The 17509-nt window shown below is 39.9% G+C and carries 14 protein-coding genes and 2 tRNA genes; 6 read left to right on the top strand and 10 right to left on the bottom strand.

Annotation, left to right across the window (positions count from 1 at the left end; translation table 11 throughout):
- Positions 1-86: 86 nt before the first annotated feature.
- From WBW42_RS04785 to hisB, 3 genes are all read right to left on the bottom strand, one after another.
- Positions 87-635 carry a DUF805 domain-containing protein gene (locus WBW42_RS04785; protein WP_032057221.1) on the bottom strand — a complete coding sequence of 183 codons (549 nt, stop codon included), beginning with the start codon at positions 633-635 and terminating at the stop codon, positions 87-89.
- A gap of 150 nt (positions 636-785) precedes the next feature.
- Positions 786-1403 carry an imidazole glycerol phosphate synthase subunit HisH gene (hisH, locus tag WBW42_RS04790; RefSeq protein WP_032057222.1) on the bottom strand — a complete coding sequence of 206 codons (618 nt, stop codon included), beginning with the start codon at positions 1401-1403 and terminating at the stop codon, positions 786-788.
- Positions 1403-1996, bottom strand: a complete 594-nt coding sequence (hisB, locus tag WBW42_RS04795; RefSeq protein WP_002116767.1) for an imidazoleglycerol-phosphate dehydratase HisB — start codon at positions 1994-1996, stop codon at positions 1403-1405. Before hisB ends, hisH begins: the two co-directional genes overlap by 1 nt.
- 102 nt (positions 1997-2098) lie before the next feature.
- Between hisB and WBW42_RS04800 the strand changes: the two genes are divergently transcribed.
- The 3 genes from WBW42_RS04800 to WBW42_RS04810 all read left to right on the top strand — a co-directional run bounded on the left by WBW42_RS04800 (position 2099) and on the right by WBW42_RS04810 (position 2866).
- Positions 2099-2482 (top strand): GNAT family N-acetyltransferase, encoded by a 384-nt coding sequence (locus WBW42_RS04800; RefSeq protein ID WP_002116928.1) that lies wholly within the window; start codon positions 2099-2101, stop codon positions 2480-2482.
- Between the two features lie 106 nt (positions 2483-2588).
- Positions 2589-2664 (top strand) — tRNA-Phe (locus WBW42_RS04805).
- A gap of 126 nt (positions 2665-2790) precedes the next feature.
- A tRNA-Phe gene (locus WBW42_RS04810) sits at positions 2791-2866 on the top strand.
- Between the two features lie 169 nt (positions 2867-3035).
- On the opposite strand, the gene WBW42_RS04815 is transcribed toward WBW42_RS04810, so the two are convergent.
- The 5 genes from WBW42_RS04815 to ompR form a co-directional block, all read right to left on the bottom strand.
- Positions 3036-3467: a GNAT family acetyltransferase gene (locus tag WBW42_RS04815; protein WP_002116887.1), complete on the bottom strand. Its 432-nt coding sequence runs from the start codon at positions 3465-3467 to the stop codon at positions 3036-3038.
- A gap of 130 nt (positions 3468-3597) precedes the next feature.
- Positions 3598-5112, bottom strand: coding sequence for a succinyl-CoA:acetate CoA-transferase ScpC (gene scpC / locus WBW42_RS04820; RefSeq protein WP_002116671.1), 1515 nt, complete (start codon positions 5110-5112; stop codon positions 3598-3600).
- 35 nt (positions 5113-5147) lie between these two features.
- Entirely contained in the window at positions 5148-5270 is a 123-nt protein-coding gene (locus WBW42_RS04825; RefSeq protein ID WP_078210314.1) for a hypothetical protein, read from the bottom strand.
- Positions 5271-5303: 33 nt separating this feature from the next.
- The gene (locus WBW42_RS04830) at positions 5304-6761 is read right to left on the bottom strand and encodes an ATP-binding protein (protein ID WP_002117035.1); all 1458 of its coding nucleotides are present in this window, start codon (positions 6759-6761) and stop codon (positions 5304-5306) included.
- A gap of 17 nt (positions 6762-6778) precedes the next feature.
- Positions 6779-7543: an osmolarity response regulator transcription factor OmpR gene (gene ompR / locus WBW42_RS04835; RefSeq protein WP_000060753.1), complete on the bottom strand. Its 765-nt coding sequence runs from the start codon at positions 7541-7543 to the stop codon at positions 6779-6781.
- Positions 7544-8200: 657 nt separating this feature from the next.
- On the opposite strand from ompR, the gene WBW42_RS04840 reads away from it, so the two are divergent.
- Both WBW42_RS04840 and WBW42_RS04845 read left to right on the top strand, forming a co-directional pair.
- Positions 8201-10549: a Tex family protein gene (locus tag WBW42_RS04840; RefSeq protein WP_032057223.1), complete on the top strand. Its 2349-nt coding sequence runs from the start codon at positions 8201-8203 to the stop codon at positions 10547-10549.
- A 295-nt stretch (positions 10550-10844) separates the two neighbouring features.
- A complete protein-coding gene (locus WBW42_RS04845) occupies positions 10845-13031 on the top strand; it encodes a SulP family inorganic anion transporter (RefSeq protein WP_032057225.1) in 2187 nt (728 codons plus the stop codon).
- Positions 13032-13099: 68 nt separating this feature from the next.
- Here WBW42_RS04845 and WBW42_RS04850 read toward each other — a convergent pair whose 3' ends face one another.
- Together WBW42_RS04850 and WBW42_RS04855 are read right to left on the bottom strand one after the other, a co-directional pair.
- A complete protein-coding gene (locus WBW42_RS04850; RefSeq protein WP_032057226.1) occupies positions 13100-13990 on the bottom strand; it encodes an SDR family NAD(P)-dependent oxidoreductase in 891 nt (296 codons plus the stop codon).
- Positions 13991-14264: 274 nt separating this feature from the next.
- The gene (locus tag WBW42_RS04855) at positions 14265-15542 is read right to left on the bottom strand and encodes an O-acetylhomoserine aminocarboxypropyltransferase/cysteine synthase family protein (RefSeq protein ID WP_032057227.1); all 1278 of its coding nucleotides are present in this window, start codon (positions 15540-15542) and stop codon (positions 14265-14267) included.
- A gap of 295 nt (positions 15543-15837) precedes the next feature.
- On the opposite strand from WBW42_RS04855, the gene ettA reads away from it, so the two are divergent.
- The gene (gene ettA / locus WBW42_RS04860; protein ID WP_005067029.1) at positions 15838-17499 is read left to right on the top strand and encodes an energy-dependent translational throttle protein EttA; all 1662 of its coding nucleotides are present in this window, start codon (positions 15838-15840) and stop codon (positions 17497-17499) included.
- Positions 17500-17509: the final 10 nt, after the last annotated feature.

The raw sequence follows: 17509 nt of genomic DNA on the forward strand, positions 1-17509 counted from the left end.
ATTTAACAGCGTACAAATGAATTGGGCTATTCACTTTATATATGAATAAAGCCTAGAGGACTAGGCTTTATGAATGTCTTTAAAAATTACTGAGACTGAGAAGGTGTACCAATGACCACACTTTCACTTTTCTCGACATAGCCTTCATAGGTCGGAGACATGATTGTGGCAACGACAGCAAAAACCAAAGCAAGTGGAATTAGGACAATATAAATCCAGCCTAAAACGCGTTCCCAACCAGGAGTAGGGCGCTGTGGGCCATAATCATTATTGCCTTCTGTACCTTTTGCCGCAAAGAGATAGATCATAAAAATGAGGTTTACGGCAGGGATCAGCATCAGTAATGATAGCCATCCTGTATTATTGCGGTCGTGCAAGCGGCGGATGGTAAATACAAAGCTTACATAGAGGCAAACAATATAGAGAATGGCGATAACAATCATGCCTGCCGTAGAAAGACCGGTTAGTTCCTGACTAGATGTAAACCCAAAAGTAAAAGCGATGATGACAACGGCGATACCGATGACGAATGAAAATAAGAATGTCCAAGCAGCATAAGAGAGTCGCCCAAAACGACCACTAGCTTTAAAGGGGGAATCTTGTTGAAGTGGCTGATTTTCAAAAGGTGAATTCATTTTGTTTTCCTGATCATTTGGTTTTATTTAGAAGTATAAATATTCAATATTTTGTTGAATAAAACATCATTCTATAAATGATTAGTTATTATTGTAAATAAAAAAAAGATCAGGCCATCTCGACCTGATCTTTTTCAGTTTTAAATCAGATTAAATATTCCATTCCACAAAGTTTTTAAGTAACTGCAAACCAGCAGTATGACTTTTCTCTGGGTGGAATTGAGTCGCGAATAAATTATCTTTGTGGATGGCTGTGCAGAAGTTCACACCATACTCACAAGTCGCAGCCACAACGCTTTCATCTTTTGGTTCGACATAGTAACTATGTACAAAGTAGAAGCGAGCATCTTGTTCGATGTTGTTCCACATTGGATGGTTTGAGTCCATTTGGTGAACTTGGTTCCAGCCCATGTGCGGTACTTTTAAACCTTCCATTTGAGGGAAATGTTTTACTACGCCATCAAAAATACCTAATGCATCTACACCGCCATTTTCTTCAGAACTTTGTAGCAATGCTTGCATACCTACGCAAATCGCAAGAACAGGTTTATTAAAAGCAGCTTTACGTACGACTTCATCAATACCTGCTTCACGCATACCCTGCATACAGTCACGCATTGCACCAACACCTGGAAAAACAATTTTGTCGGCTTGTGCAATTAACTTTGGATCATTGGTCACATCGACTGTAGCGCCCACGTGCTCAAGTGCTTTAGCCGCTGAGTGTAGATTGCCCATGCCATAATCAAGTAACGCGATACGTGTCATTAGAGGCTACCTTTTGTCGATGCAATCGTATTTTCTGCACGTGGATCAACTTCACATGCCATACGTAAAGCACGAGCAAGTGCTTTGAACACACTTTCAATTTGATGGTGGCTATTTTTACCTTTCAAATTATCGATGTGTAAGGTCATAAGCGCATGGTTTACGAAGCCTTGGAAAAACTCAGAAAATAAATCGACATCAAATGTACCGATGCGCGCACGAGTAAATGGAATATCCATGAATAAACCCGGACGACCAGATAAATCGACAACAACGCGAGATAAAGCTTCGTCTAATGGTGCATAAAAATGACCATAGCGTTTTAAACCTTTTTTATCGCCCAAAGCTTGTGCAAAAGCTTGTCCAAGCGTGATACCACAGTCTTCTACGGTGTGGTGATCATCAATCTCGAGGTCTCCATCACAATGAATATCGATATCAAATAAGCCATGTCGCTTGATTTGATCAATCATATGGTCTAAAAATGGAACTCCAGTGTTTAGTGTGCCTTGACCAGTACCGTCGAGATTTAAACGAACTCGAATTTTGGTTTCATTGGTATTTCTAACCACTTCACTGATACGTTGCGTCATGGACACGTTCCTCAAAAAACGTCAAAAATGATTGGATGTTAACGACAATTTCGCTGTGACGAATTCGTGACAGCATCATAGTTTGCTCAGGAGGGTTAATCAATGCCTATTACCGTACATGCTTATAGTTCTCTAGATAATTCAGAGATCCGCGATCAGCTTGAGCGACTGTATGATACAAGTCCGGAGTTTGGTGACGGGCACGATGCGATTGAACAACTTGAACAAGATTTACAACAGTATACCACGCTATACACTGCCGAATTTAACACCAAAATTATAGGTGCAATTTGGTCTTCAGGACAAGGCGAAAGCAAGGTTCTTGAATATATTGTTGTGCACCCTGCGAACCGTGGTCGTGGGGTAGCTGAGCGCTTAGTCGAAGAAGCTTGCCGTATAGAAGAGTCAAAAGGTGTTAAAACTTTTGAACCAGGCTGTGGCGCGATTCATCGCTGTTTGGCTCACATTGGTAAACTACATCACTAAAAGCTTCTATTATTTTGTGATTGTGATTTAAAAATAATCACTTGTTACAAAAAAAACGGAAGTTGCTTGACGTCTTCTTATAAACATTGTTTAATACGCCCACTTCGGCGTGATAGCTCAGTAGGTAGAGCAACGGATTGAAAATCCGTGTGTCCCCAGTTCGATCCTGGGTCTCGCCACCATTATTTGTGTTTTCAATCCCTGATCCCATCAGGGATTTTTTTTAAGTATAAAAAATACTCATTTAAATCAGAAACTCAGGATAATTGTTGACTATTGTTCTGAGATACGGCTTAATACAGGCCATCGGCGTGATAGCTCAGTAGGTAGAGCAACGGATTGAAAATCCGTGTGTCCCCAGTTCGATCCTGGGTCTCGCCACCATATTCGAAAAAGCCCCATACATAATGTATGGGGCTTTTTTCATGCCTGTTTATTTAATAAAAATATTAAGACCTTACCTGTGTATAAATCTCATTTTATCCACAAGCAAAGAGGGTTATCCCCAATATTGCCTTAACTTTCTAAAAATGGCTCAACTGAAAACTTGTCTCTAATCATGAGAACTATCACGAATAAGTCGTTTTCCTAAGCATACGGCTTCTACCTCGTCATAGCCAAGCTGTTCGTAAAAGTTCAACACATTCAAATTGTCTTTACGGACTAATAATTGAAGTTTTGGGCAGCCGCGAGCAATGAGGCGCTTCTCAAGCTGCTGAACGAGCGCTGTAGCGATTCCTAAGCGTTGTTGGTGGGGGTGAACAGCCAGATAGTTAATCCAGCCTCTATGGCCGTCGTAGCCGCCCATAAGCGTACCAATCAGTTGCTCATCTTTAATAGCAACTAAAAACAAATCATCCTGTTGCGAGACTTTCCTGAAAATATCGGTTTCAGGATTATTCCAAGGACGAGTCAGACCACAGCTTTCCCATAAAATAACGACATCATCCAGATCTGCATTTGTAAATTGACGAATAATAAACATATGGATTTCTACTTTTTGTTTTGATGTGCTGAAAAGATAAAATAAAAATTCGGGCTTGAGCAGTGTTTTATTAATAATTTAAACAAATAAAAAAGCACTCCCGAAAGAGTGCTTGAATTAAACCAGTGATTTAAGCTGATTTTGCAACTGGTGCTGCTTGAAGCATTTGACCTGTTTCTTCGAAGTTTGCATGCCAAGACAACGCTTCACGAAGTAAGTGAGGAGTATGTCCACCTTTAGCGCATGCACGGTCAAAGTAGTCATTTAATGCATCACGATAAAGTGGGTGTACACAATTATCGATAATAGCGCGAGCGCGTTCACGAGGCGCTAAACCGCGTAAGTCTGCTAAACCTTGCTCTGTCACTAAAATATCAACGTCGTGTTCACTGTGATCAACGTGGCTTACCATTGGCACGATAGAAGAGATATCACCGCCTTTAGCAATTGATTTGGTTACAAAGATCGCCAAGTGAGCGTTACGAGCGAAGTCACCTGAACCACCAATACCGTTCATCATTTTAGTACCACACACGTGAGTTGAGTTCACGTTACCGTAAATATCAAACTCAAGCGCAGTGTTAATACCGATAATCCCTAAACGACGAACCAATTCAGGATGGTTAGAAATTTCTTGTGGACGAAGCACTAATTTGTCTTTGTAAGCTTCGATATTGCCAAAAACTTTTTCACCACATTTTGCAGAAAGGGTAATTGAGCTACCAGAAGCAAATTTCATTTTGCCTGCATCAATGAGTTCAAAAGTACAGTCTTGTAGTACTTCTGAGTACATGATGAGGTCTTCAAAATCAGAATCTTTTAAACCTGTTAGTACAGCGTTGGCAATAGAGCCAATCCCTGCTTGTAATGGACCAAGGTTTTTCGGTAAACGACCTTCTGCAACTTCTTTATTAAAGAAAGCAATTAGATGGTTTGCAATGCCTTGAGTCTCATCATCTGGAGGAGTTACTGTTGATGGTGAGTCATGTGTATCGTTAAATACAATACCTACAATTTTTGCAGGATCGATTTGGATTGCGGTTGTACCAATACGCTCATCCACTTTTGTTAATGGAATTGGCGTACGTGTTGGACGGTAAGTCGGAATATAGATGTCGTGCAAACCTTCAAAGCTTTCGCTTAGAGAGGTGTTGATTTCAACAATAACTTTTTCGGCAAAAATAGCAAAGCTTGCAGAGTTACCCACAGAAGTTGTTGGAATAATGCCGCCATCTTCAGTAATCGCAATTGCTTCAATCACCGCAACGTCTGGACGTTTAAGTTGCTGGTTACGCATTTGCTCAACAGTTTCTGATAAATGTTGATCAATAAACATAACTTCGCCGTTGTTAATCGCACGACGTAAAGTGTTGTCTACCTGAAATGGCATACGACGAGATAAAACACCTGCTTCCGTGAGTTGTTTGTCTAAGTCATTACCTAAGCTAGCACCCGTAATTAACGTGATTTTTAACGGATTTTTCTTTGCATGCTCTACAAGTGCTTGTGGAACAGCTTTAGCTTCACCGGCACGAGTAAAACCACTCATACCAACGGTCATTCCATTTTCGATGAATTGCGCAGCTTGTTCAGCACTGATGACCTTGTCATGAAGAGAAGCTAGGCGAATACGACTTAAAGACATTGGACATCCTCAATATTGTCAAAACATACGGGATTTTAGCTATGAAAAATTGAAAAGTGCATAGGTGTTAGGCTAAGGTCTAATTTTGTAAATAAATGACGGTATAAATTATATTTATGGTTTTTATTTAATTGATTTTTATTGCTTTTATTTATCATTAAAACAAGGCTTTTAATTGCTGATTGATCAAATTAAAAGCGCTCACTTAATGTTTGTTTTATTTTTTCCAAAGGATTCGTCGTGGTATTTTCTTCGGTACTCGGTTTTGGGATTGGTAAAGAAATAATAACTTCTAAACCACCTTGTTCACGATTATGAATTTGAATCTCACCATGATGAATATCGACAATACGTTTAACAATAGCCAGCCCAAGACCACTACCTTGAATGGTTCTTGCTGAGTCTCCGCGAACAAAAGGTTGCATTAACTCTTCAATTTGATCTGCCGGAATGCCTTCACCATGATCAGCAACGGTAATTAAAATAGATTCATTTTCAACTTTTGCACTGAGCTCTATCGGTTCAGCACCATAGCGTTTTGCATTATTAATCAAGTTGGCAATCAATCTTTTTAAAGAAAGACTACGTGCCGGAATAATAGGTACATCCTGCATCTCGAATTGAATATCGAGAGGTTTAAATTGTACAACAAGTTCTTGCAAAAGCATGTTGATATTGGTGTCTTTCAACTCCTCATCTGAGCCATCGCGCATGTACGAAATGAACTGATTAAGAATTGCATCCATATCATCTACGTCATAAACCAAACCTTCACGCAAAAACTCATCAGGCAGCATCTCTGCTGTTAAACGTATGCGTGTAAGAGGAGTGCGTAGATCATGTGAAATACCTGCCAACATAATACGTCGTTCACGCTCAGTCTGATCGAGTGTGTAGACCATACGATTAAAGGCTTGGTTTACTTGACGAATTTCTAGGGGGCCGTGGTTGGTATCAAGGTACGGCGCTGTTCCAGATTTACTGTATTCGTTGGCAGCATTCTGCAAACGACGCAGAGGGCGGTTCATCTGTCGAACCAAAATTAAAATAATGATAGCCGACAGTAATGGAACACCCACGACCCAACCCACTAAAAGCTCAGGACTGTAGTTGGCATAGGTTTTTAAAGGCTCGCGAACCCAGTTGCCATGCATTTCAGGAGTTTGAATCCAAATGCGTGGGCTCGGTTTAAACTGAAAGTAAACGGTAACGTCTTTAGTCCCAATCTCATTTGCCAGCTTTTTTTCGACATGATTGGTAAAAAACTCGGCAATGACCTTTTCTCGGACACTTGGATATTCTTTGGGGTTGGTAACGTATTCAATACCGACTCGATTACGCAACCACGCATCAATATCTACTTCATTTTCACGATGAAAAATTCGTATATCAGGATTGTTGACGAGCTCAAGCTCAACCGCAAGGTAACGGGCGTGTTGTTGAATTTCAGGTAAATAAAGAGTGCGCCAAAAGAACCATAACGACATAAATAAGCTAAAGAACACCACCAGCAGTACCAGAATAGTGGTACGCATGGCAGCAGAACGTGGCTTTATTTTGTCGAGAAAACGTTCCCATCGAGTCCGTTTACGCTCTGAGTAGGTCACGTAATCGGTAAAGTTCTGTGGGGCGATTGGTTCTAAACTCACTCTATCTTATCTCAAGCTTATTCAGCACCATCTGGAACGAATACATAGCCGACACCCCATACAGTTTGGATGTAACGTGCACGTGCAGGGTTATCTTCAATTAAACGACGTAAACGAGAAACTTGAACGTCAATTGAACGTTCCATTGCACCCCATTCACGGCCACGCGCTAAGTTCATCAATTTATCGCGTGTTAATGGTTCACGTGGGTGTTGTACTAATGCTTTTAATACAGCAAATTCGCCAGTTGTTAGGGTAACGATTTGTCCTTCGCGTGTCAGTGTGCGGGTAGACAAGTCTAAAGACCATGGGCCAAAGCTAACCACTTCAACTTGTTGGCTTGGTGCACCCGGAACTTCACGAACTTGGCGACGTAGTACTGCACGGATACGTGCTAAAAGCTCATTTGGGTTAAATGGTTTTGGCAAGTAGTCATCTGCACCAGCTTCAAGACCGGCAATACGGTCTGAATCGCTACCACGTGCTGTTAACATGATGATTGGCGTATCAATATTTGATTGGCGTAAACGACGGCAAATACTTAAACCATCTTCAACCGGTAACATAAAGTCGAGTACGATAAGTGAAAATAACTCACGTTGTAATAAACGGTCCATTTGCGAAGCATCGTGGGCAGTTTTTACAACAAAGCCTTTATCTTCCAAAAAACGTTGCAAGAGGGTACGTAAACGCACATCGTCATCGACCACTAAAATACGTTCGACACGATCCGTTTCGTTGTGTACGGTTTCAGGATGTTCAGCAGGTACAACTAAACTCATGATGTACTCCCTTTTAAAGTCATAATTTATATATTATTGGGTCGGATAGGCTTATTGCCAACAAGCCCTCAGTATAATGCCGATGTTCTTGTTTAGACTATGTATCAATTTGCTCAAAATTACAATTTTCAAGGTGGTTTGAAACCAAAAAACAACATCTTAAGCCCATAATTTAGCAAAGACCGCCCTAAAACGACAAATAGTTAAATTTTCAATAAATTTATAATAATTCAATAGTAATAACTAATTGTTTCAAATCAGTTATTTGAAATAAATATAATAAACTTTTGATTGCTGAATTAAGATAAAAAACTGAGTAGATAAGAAATTAGAAGAATAAAGTAGTGCTCAACCTTAATATTTTTGTCTTTTGGGCTATGTATCAATATGATCAATTTCTCATAAATTATATTAATTTTTTGTCATGTTCATGACATAAGTCATACGTTTATATTTTATAAAGATTAAAAGGTAGGGTTCAGTCTTAACTTTTTCATACTTAAACCACTGTTTTTACGTGCTCTAGTAGTCGTAAAAAGTATAAATATTCAGAGTCAATACAAAAAAACGTTTTGAATACGCAAACAAGTGTGGATTTTATGGGCTTGGTCTTTATAATCAGTGCTTTTAAACTTTATCCTTGTGGGATCAAACACGATGACTGACTTAGTTCAGCAGTTGGCAAGTGAGCTTGCCGTACGTCCAAACCAAGTAGAAGCTGCCATCCGCTTAATTGACGAAGGTGCCAGTGTTCCATTCATTGCCCGTTACCGTAAAGAAGTAACACAAGGTTTAGATGATACGCAGTTACGCCAATTAGATACTCGTTTAGCGTATTTACGTGATTTATATGAGCGCCGTGAAAAGGTCATTCAGTCATTGCAAGAACAGAATAAATTGAATGATGACTTGTTGGCGCGGGTGAATGCAGCCGAAACAAAAAATGCTTTAGAAGAAATTTATGCACCGTATCGTCCTAAGCGTACAAGTAAGTCTTTTAAAGCAAAAGAAGCAGGTTTAGGACCGATTGCTGAAAAAATTATTGCAGAACAAGTTGACCCGACAGAAGCATTGGCTGGTTTTAGTCATGAAGACTATCCAGATGTTGAAAGTCAGTTAGATGCGATCCAGCATATTCTGATTGATGACTGGGCACAAAATATTGCGCTTACTACAGAATTAAAAGCAACTTTTGCGAAAACTGCGGTTTTAAAAAGTACAGTTGCTTCTGAAGAAAAGAAAGAAGTCGGTAAAAAATTCCGCGATTACTTTGAGTTTTCTGAAGGTTTAAACAAATTACCTTCACACCGTCTATTGGCGATGTTACGTGGTCGTCAAGAAAATGTCTTAGGTTTAAAAGTTGATGGTGAAGATGATGCACCATTAGCGCGTATTGAAACTGAATACAACCTTGAGCAAATTCAACCTCAAGCACGTCAAGATTTCTTAAAACAAACTGCAAAATTATTCTGGTTGGGTAAAGTTCGTCCTCAAATCGAGCATTCATTGCTAACAGAGAAACGACTTACTGCCGAAGCAGAAGCAATGCAGGTATTCGCTGAAAATCTTCGTCATTTATTATTATCAGCGCCAGCAGGTGGTCGAACTACTTTAGGTGTTGATCCTGGTATTCGTACTGGTGTGAAACTTGCAGTAGTAAGCGATGCAGGTGATGTACTTGCTCATAGCACGATTTATCCATTCGCGCCTAAAGAAGATAAAGAAGGTTCTATTGCTGAACTTGCGCGTCTATGCTGTGAATATAATGTAGAGCTCATTGCTATTGGTAATGGTACAGCTAGCCGTGAAACAGAAGCTGTAGTGGCTGAAATGATGGCTGCTAATACAGACCTCAAATTAACACGCGTGACTGTAAGTGAAGCGGGTGCATCTGTTTACTCTGCAAGTGAGCTTGCTGCTGCAGAACTTCCAGAGCTTGATGTTTCAATTCGTGGTGCAGTGTCGATTGCTCGCCGTTTACAAGATCCACTTGCTGAACTTGTTAAGATTGATCCGAAATCAATTGGTGTAGGTCAATATCAACACGATGTAAACCAAACTGGTTTGGCTAAAACGCTTGACGCTGTAGTCGAAGACTGTGTGAATGCTGTTGGTGTTGATGTAAATACGGCGTCACCAGCAATCTTGGCTTACATTGCGGGTTTAAACAAAGCGATTGCTCAGCAAATTGTTGAATACCGTAAAGAGCATGGTCGTTTTGATAACCGTCAAGCTTTAAAAAGTGTACCACGTTTAGGCGAGCGTACTTTTGAACAAGCGGCTGGTTTCTTACGTATCCAAAATGGTTCTGAACCTTTAGATGCTTCTGCTGTTCACCCTGAGAGTTATGGTCTTGTTGAGAAAATTGTTGCAGCAAAAGCGACAACTGTGAAAGACATCATTGGTAATACCGAAATCATTCGCCAAGTAAAAGCTGATGAATTTGTTGATGACAAATTTGGTTTGCCAACAGTACAAGATGTATTAGCTGAACTTGAAAAACCGGGTCGTGACCCGCGTCCAGAGTTCCGTACTGCTAAATTCCGCGAAGATATTACTGAAGTGGGCCAATTAACTGAAGGTATGCAACTTGAGGGTGTGATCACTAATGTCACAAACTTTGGTGCTTTCGTTGATATTGGTGTACATCAAGATGGTTTAGTTCATATTTCTGAGTTAGCGAATGAGTTCGTTTCTGATCCGCATAAAGTTGTAAAACCAGGTCAGATCGTACAAGTGCGTGTTATGCAGGTTGATGTTGAACGTAACCGCGTGAACTTAAGTATGCGTGCTGAAGGTTCTGCACCTGTAAAAGCGCAGCGCCCAACACGCCGTGAACAAAATACAGAACAGCGTTTTGAGCGTAAGCCTCAAGGTAAACGTCCTCAACCGCGTAAAGATCAAGCTGAACGTCCTCAGCGTAGCAAGCAAGACAAGCCACAAGAACAAAAGATTGGTGGTTTAGGTGCATTGTTATTACAAGCAGGAATTAAAGGTTCTAAATAAGAATTTTTAGTTTAAAAAAGGCCTCCAATTGGAGGCCTTTTTATGGGTTAAATATTATGTTTTAAATAATTATATAAAAGCAAAATAAGAAAAAAACAGTTGTAAAGATGAGGTGAATCTTAAGATCAACAAATCGTTGTTAAATACACAATTAAATACACAACGTTATAACATAACTAAACTTTAATGATATTCAGTTGTTAGACATCATCAACCCAGCCTTGAAGCATTTACTCACTTTCAGGCTGTAATAGTACAACTTTGCTTATTTCTTTATATTATAAATGGTTGTTTTATGTCGGTTTTAAACCTGAAAAATAGATTTCATTTAAAAGACCTCTTGTCCGGAGTTGTCGTATTCCTCGTGGCATTACCGCTGTGTTTGGGTATTGCTTTAGCCTCAGGTGCTCCCATCATCTCTGGTATTATTGCAGGTATTGTGGGCGGCATTATTGTGGGTTTACTAAGTGGTTCTCACATTAGCGTTGCAGGCCCAGCGGCAGGGCTGACTGCTGTCATCCTTGTACAGTTAGAACAATTAGGCGGCAATTATGCCGCCTTTTTATTATGTATTATTTTTGCCGGTGTTCTACAAATTCTATTTGGATTATTTAAGTTAGGTTTTTTTGCGAACTTTATTCCAAATAATGTCATTTTAGGGTTATTAGCTGCTATTGGCGTGATCCTGATTGCCACGCAATTGCCTTATCTGTTCGGACTTTCTGATTTTTCATGGAAACAAGTTTGGACTTCAACACCTGATGCATTCCTTCAACGTTTTGATGGAGGCGCAGCGCTTATTGGCTTACTCAGTTTATTTTTAATTTTAGCGTGGGATAGCAGTCCACTTAAAAAACTAGCTTTACCTTCTGCTTTGATTGCGGTTGTACTAGCAGCAGTTTTAAATTTTATTTTGGTGAGTATGGGTTCTGCATGGGCAGTGCAAATTGATAACCTCATTCAATTGCCGAATATATTAAAAGCTCCCGAAGAAGTATTAATTTTCCCTGATTTTAGCTATTTAGCTGAGCCTATGATTTACACAGGGGCAATTACTCTGGCTGTCGTTGCATCTTTAGAAACGTTATTGAATTTAGAGGCAGCAGATAAAATCGATCCTCAAAAACGTTCTTCTCCGCCGAACCGTGAACTTTGGGCACAAGGCACAGGGAATATCGTTTCGGGCTTAATAGGTGGTATGCCCGTCACTTCCGTGATTGTGCGAAGTTCGGTGAATGCGAATACAGGTGCGCGTAGTAAATGCTCTACCATTATTCATGGGATATTGTTGCTGTTGGCGGTTTTGTTCTTTGTGCCATTGATGAACATGATTCCTTTGTCTGCATTGGCCGCGATCCTTATTGTCACAGGCTTTAAGCTTACTCATCCAAAACTATTTAAACAGCTTTATCAAAAAGGTTGGAAACAGTTTTTACCTTTTATTATTACCTTAGTTGCAATTTTGCTGACCGATCTTTTAATGGGAATTTTAATTGGTCTGTTCACCAGTAGTGCTTTTATTCTTTATGGCAATTTTAATAAAGGTATTCGTGTTTATAGAGAGAAGCGTTTGCATGGCGTAGTGACTCGTATTGAGCTTCCTTCTCAAGTCACCTTTCTTAATCGTTCTGCGCTTATTTCGGCATTAGAACACGTACATAAACATCAACAACTCATTATTGATGCAACTCAATGTGATTCGATCGATCCTGATATCTATCAAGTTATTCAAGATTATCAAAGTGAAACGGCTATTAAACGCCAAGTAAATCTTAAACTGGTCGGGTTTAAGCAGCACTATCAAGATGTTGATGATGCGGTACTTGATATTGATATTAGTACACATGATTTGCAACAAAAGCTGAGTCCACAACAGGTCGTTAACCTACTTAAAGAAGGGAACGAACGTTTTGTAAAAAATGAACGTCTACAACGAGATATTTACCGACAAATTCGTGTGACTGCAGATGAAGGGCAACATCCGATTGCAGCAGTCCTTGGGTGTATGGACTCACGTGCCCCTACCGAAATGATTTTTGATGTGGGTATTGGTGATCTGTTTAGCTTACGAATTGCAGGTAATATTGCTGGGCAAAAAGTATTGGGTTCACTTGAGTTTGCATGTCAGGCCAAAGGTTCTAAAGTCATCGTTGTTTTAGGACATACCGATTGCGGTGCGGTAACAAGTGCATGTCAATTGCGTTTAGAGCAAAAGCAAGTGTCTGATGTGAAGGAAATGCCACACATTCAATATGTGCTTGGACCATTAATGCATTCGGTTGATAGCGTATATGACATTATGCAACCACGTGAATTAGGTAATGCTTTTATTAGCCAAGTGACAGCAATGAACGTTCATTACAATATCCAGTACATTATTAATAACAGCAGTGTGCTTAAAGATATGGTTGATCGAGGTGAGATCGTAGTTGTGGGTGCAATTTATGATGTAAAAACAGGGCACGTTCAGTTTCTTGATTGATCAGTCCTTTAGTTAAAAAAAGCGCCTTAGTTAAGGCGCTTTTTATTCGTTATGCGTTTAACTCAAAATTACCAGTGTTCACCAGGGAAAATACGTGCATAAGCTTTTTGTGCCCAGTTTAATTTCTCAGTTTTTTGTCCCTTCGCTGCATCTGAACTTGGGAATAAACGGAAACCAATCGACATAAACATATTATTGATGCCTGGTGCTACAGAATAAGTCATTGAAGCTAAGCGACCTAAGTTGGTTGCCATACGTTTCGGGCGTTTCACAATTGCATAAGCAATTAAGTCAGCAGCCTGCTCAGGTGAAAGGGTTGGGACATATTTATAAATTTTAGTTGGTGCAATCATTGGGGTACGAACCAATGGCATATAAATTGAAGTAATTGCGATTTTGTGTGCATGAACTTCGGCCGATAGACAGCGGCTAAATGCATCAAGCGCTGCTTTAGAGGCGACATATGCAGAGAAGCGAGTAGCGTTTGCTAACACACCAATCGAGCTAATGTTAATGATTTGTCCATCTTTACGCTGAATCATATGCGGCAAGATATTGAGAACTAGCCGAACTGCGCCAAAATAATTTAATTGCATCGTGCGTTCAAAGTCATGAAAACGATCATAAGACTCATGTACAGCACGGCGAATAGAGCGACCTGCGTTATTAATTAAAATATCAATGTGATCCAAAGTTGCTAAAATTTCTTTAGAAACTTGGTCAATCATTTCCATATCGTTGAGATCACATGGGAAAATTGATGCCTTACCGCCACGTTTTTCGATATCTGCTTTTACTTCTTCCAAAGTTTCTTGAGTACGGGCAACCAGTAAAACATGGGCTCCAGCATCAGCAAGTTTGTTTGAAATCGTTAATCCGATTCCACTCGAGGCGCCTGTCACTAAAATGACTTTATCTTGTACCTTTTCCTGGAACAGAGCTTCTAATTTTTTATTCACAGCATTTTACCTAAGTAGGGGCAGGGACTATTTATTCCGGTATGTAATTTTTATTTTTTACAACCGTAGATTCATCCAGATGAACTCATAAATATTGTCTTTATCTTAATAGATGTTTAAAAATTGTCTAGTCTGTAAATATATGAAATTTAACAATTTATTTAGAGTAAAAACTCTAAAATAGTATCTTAATCCATTAATTATTTTAGTTATATAGTGAACAGAAAAATGAAAAAAGCCTCTATTTCCAGAGGCTTGTTGAATGGTTTAAAATTTATACAGCTGAAAGTGCTTGGTCTAAATCGGCAATTAAGTCATCAATATGCTCAATTCCAATAGAAAGACGAACCATATCTTCACTTACACCAGCAGATTTAAGCTCTTGTTCATTAAGTTGACGGTGAGTTGTAGTTGCAGGGTGGCAAGCCAAACTTTTCGCATCACCAATATTCACCAGACGAGTAAATAGCTGAAGTGCATCGATGAATCGAGTACCGCCTTCACGCCCATCTTGTACACCGAAAGATAAAATTGCAGAAGGTTTACCTTTTACATATTTTTGAGCAAGCTGGTGTTGCGGATGATCTTTTAAACCTGCGTAATTCACCCATTTTACTTTTGGGTGGGTCTGTAAATACTCTGCAATTTTTTGCGCATTTTCAGTATGACGCTCCATGCGGAGATTTAGAGTTTCTAGACCTTGTAAAATCAAGAAAACACTCAGTGGACTAATAGCCGCGCCTGTATTACGCAATGGTACAACGCGAGCTCGTGCTATATAGGCAGCTTCGCCTAATGCCTCAACATAATTCACACCATGATAACTTGGGTCTGGCGTGTTCAAAACTTTAAAACGCTCTGGATATTTACCCCAAGGAAATTTACCGTTATCGATAATTGCACCACCAATGCTATTGCCATGACCACCAATATATTTAGTAAGCGAATGGATGACGATATCGGCACCATATTGAAATGGTTTTAATAAGGCAGGGGTGGCAACCGTATTATCGACGATGACAGGTACGCCATATTCATGTGCAATTTTTGAAATTGCTTCTAAATCGATAATATTTCCGAGTGGGTTACCAATCGACTCAACAAAAACAAGTTTAGTTTTATCATCAATTAAATTACGTAAGCTTTCAGGCTGTTGATAATCAAAAAAGCGAACTTCAATGCCTTGTTTTGGTAAGGTGTGGGCAAATAAATTATAAGTTCCGCCATATAAAGTTGAGACGGAGGCAATGTTGTCTCCTGCTTCTGTAATCGTTTGGACGGCATAGGTAATCGCTGCCATTCCAGAAGCCAAGGCTAAAGCACCAATTCCGCCTTCGAGAGCAGCAAGGCGTTGCTCAAGCACAGCAGTGGTCGGGTTCATAATGCGAGTATAAATATTGCCCTGAACTTTTAAATCGAAAAGGTCGGCACCGTGCTGTGTATTATCAAATGCATATGAAGTGGTTTGATAAATAGGAACCGCAACCGCTTTTGTTGTTGCTTCGGGTGAGTAGCCAGCATGAATTGCTAAGGTTTCATCTTTATAAGTCATTATTACTTCATCTTCGTGAGTTAAATATTGAGCGAGTCTAGCTTAAAAGTTAAATAGAAAATTGCAGAAATTCTGGTTTGTTTTCTAATTTTAGGAATAAAGATAGAAAAATAGGCGCTGAAACGCTGTACAAATCTTATCCATAAACATTTTGCAACTTATTGAAAAAGAAAATTGTTTGATAAATCCGTACGATGGAAATCATAACTTCAAGTCATAGAGGTTTTCAGCGTATAATACGCGCTATTATTTATCGCTTATGCGATGTATTGGTTTTTCAATTGAGGAGTCCTGCGTGGCCCAATATATTTATACGATGAACCGAGTGTCTAAGATGGTTCCGCCAAAGCGCGAAATCTTAAAAGACATCTCTTTATCATTTTTCCCGGGTGCCAAAATTGGTGTACTCGGTTTGAACGGTGCAGGTAAATCTACCTTGCTTCGTATTATGGCTGGCGTAGATAAAGATTTCTCTGGTGAAGCTCGTGCACAACCTGGAATTAAAATCGGCTATTTAGAGCAAGAGCCACCTCTTGATCCGACTAAAGACGTTCGTGGTAACGTTGAAGATGGCGTACGTGAAGCTTTAGATGCTTTAGAACGTCTTGATCAGGTATTTGCAGAATATGCAGACCCGGATGCTGATTTTGATGCACTTGCAAAAGAGCAGGAAAAATTAGAATCAATTATCCATGCTTGGGATGCACATAACTTAAATAACCAGCTTGAAATCGCGGCAGATGCGTTGAACCTTCCAGCTTGGGATGCAGACGTAACTAAGCTTTCAGGTGGTGAACGCCGTCGTGTAGCACTGTGCCGTTTATTACTTTCAAAGCCAGACATGTTGCTTCTTGACGAACCGACGAACCATTTGGATGCAGAATCTGTTTCTTGGTTAGAGCGCTTCTTGAAAGATTTCCCTGGCACAATCGTTGCGATTACGCATGACCGTTATTTCTTGGATAACGTTGCCGAGTGGATCTTGGAGCTTGACCGTGGGCATGGTATTCCTTACCAAGGTAACTATTCTTCTTGGTTAGAGCAAAAAAATGCTCGTTTAGAACAAGAGCAGAAACAAGAAGAATCTTTTGCTAAAGCATTGAAAAAAGAACTTGAATGGGTTCGTTCAAATGCGAAAGGTCAGCAAAAGAAAAACAAAGCACGTATGGAGCGTTTTGAAGAGCTTAACTCTAAAGAATTCCAGCAACGTAATGAAACGTCTGAAATCTACATTCCACCTGGCCCTCGTTTGGGTAATAAAGTTGTGGAAGTGGAAGGTATCAGCAAATCATTTGACGGCCGCGTATTGTACGAAAACTTATCGTTTACTGTACCTCCAACAGCAATTGTGGGTATCGTTGGTCCAAACGGCGCGGGTAAAACGACTTTATTCCGTATGATGACTGGCGAACAGCAACCTGATACAGGTACTGTGACTTTAGGTGAGTCAGTTAAAGTGGCTTACGTGGGTCAGATTCGCGACACTCTAGACAATAACAAAACTGTTTGGGAAGAAGTATCTGGTGGTTTAGATATCTTGAAAGTGGGCGATTATGAAATTGCTTCACGTGCTTATATCGGCCGCTTTAACTTCAAAGGTCAAGATCAGCAAAAACGCGTAGGCGAATTGTCTGGTGGTGAGCGTAACCGTTTACAACTTGCGAAAATTTTACAGCAAGGTGCAAACGTTATCTTACTGGATGAGCCATCAAACGACTTGGATATTGAAACTTTACGTGCGCTTGAGGATGCAATTCTTGTGTTCCCAGGTACAGTAATGGTGGTATCGCATGACCGTTGGTTCCTTGACCGTATCGCGACACACATCTTGTCATTTGAAAATGAACAGCCAGAATTCTACACAGGTAACTATGCAGAATATGAAGCGTATCGTCAGTCACGTTTAGGTGAAGACGCTGTTCAAAAACGTACTAAATACAAAAAAATTAGCGGATAATCTCTGTTAA

Source organism: Acinetobacter sp. LT1 (genome assembly GCF_059800965.1).

Coding starts and splice junctions, on each gene's coding strand:
- WBW42_RS04785 (WP_032057221.1), bottom strand. CDS start 635: ATGAATTCACCTTTTGAAAATCAGCCACTTCAACAAGATTCCCCCTTT.
- ompR (WP_000060753.1), bottom strand. CDS start 7,543: ATGAGTTTAGTTGTACCTGCTGAACATCCTGAAACCGTACACAACGAA.
- WBW42_RS04825 (WP_078210314.1), bottom strand. CDS start 5,270: ATGATAAATAAAAGCAATAAAAATCAATTAAATAAAAACCATAAATAT.
- hisH (WP_032057222.1), bottom strand. CDS start 1,403: ATGACACGTATCGCGTTACTTGATTATGGCATGGGCAATCTACACTCA.
- scpC (WP_002116671.1), bottom strand. CDS start 5,112: ATGTCTTTAAGTCGTATTCGCCTAGCTTCTCTTCATGACAAGGTCATC.
- WBW42_RS04840 (WP_032057223.1), top strand. CDS start 8,201: ATGACTGACTTAGTTCAGCAGTTGGCAAGTGAGCTTGCCGTACGTCCA.
- WBW42_RS04815 (WP_002116887.1), bottom strand. CDS start 3,467: ATGTTTATTATTCGTCAATTTACAAATGCAGATCTGGATGATGTCGTT.
- hisB (WP_002116767.1), bottom strand. CDS start 1,996: ATGACGCAACGTATCAGTGAAGTGGTTAGAAATACCAATGAAACCAAA.
- WBW42_RS04845 (WP_032057225.1), top strand. CDS start 10,845: ATGTCGGTTTTAAACCTGAAAAATAGATTTCATTTAAAAGACCTCTTG.
- WBW42_RS04800 (WP_002116928.1), top strand. CDS start 2,099: ATGCCTATTACCGTACATGCTTATAGTTCTCTAGATAATTCAGAGATC.
- WBW42_RS04855 (WP_032057227.1), bottom strand. CDS start 15,542: ATGACTTATAAAGATGAAACCTTAGCAATTCATGCTGGCTACTCACCC.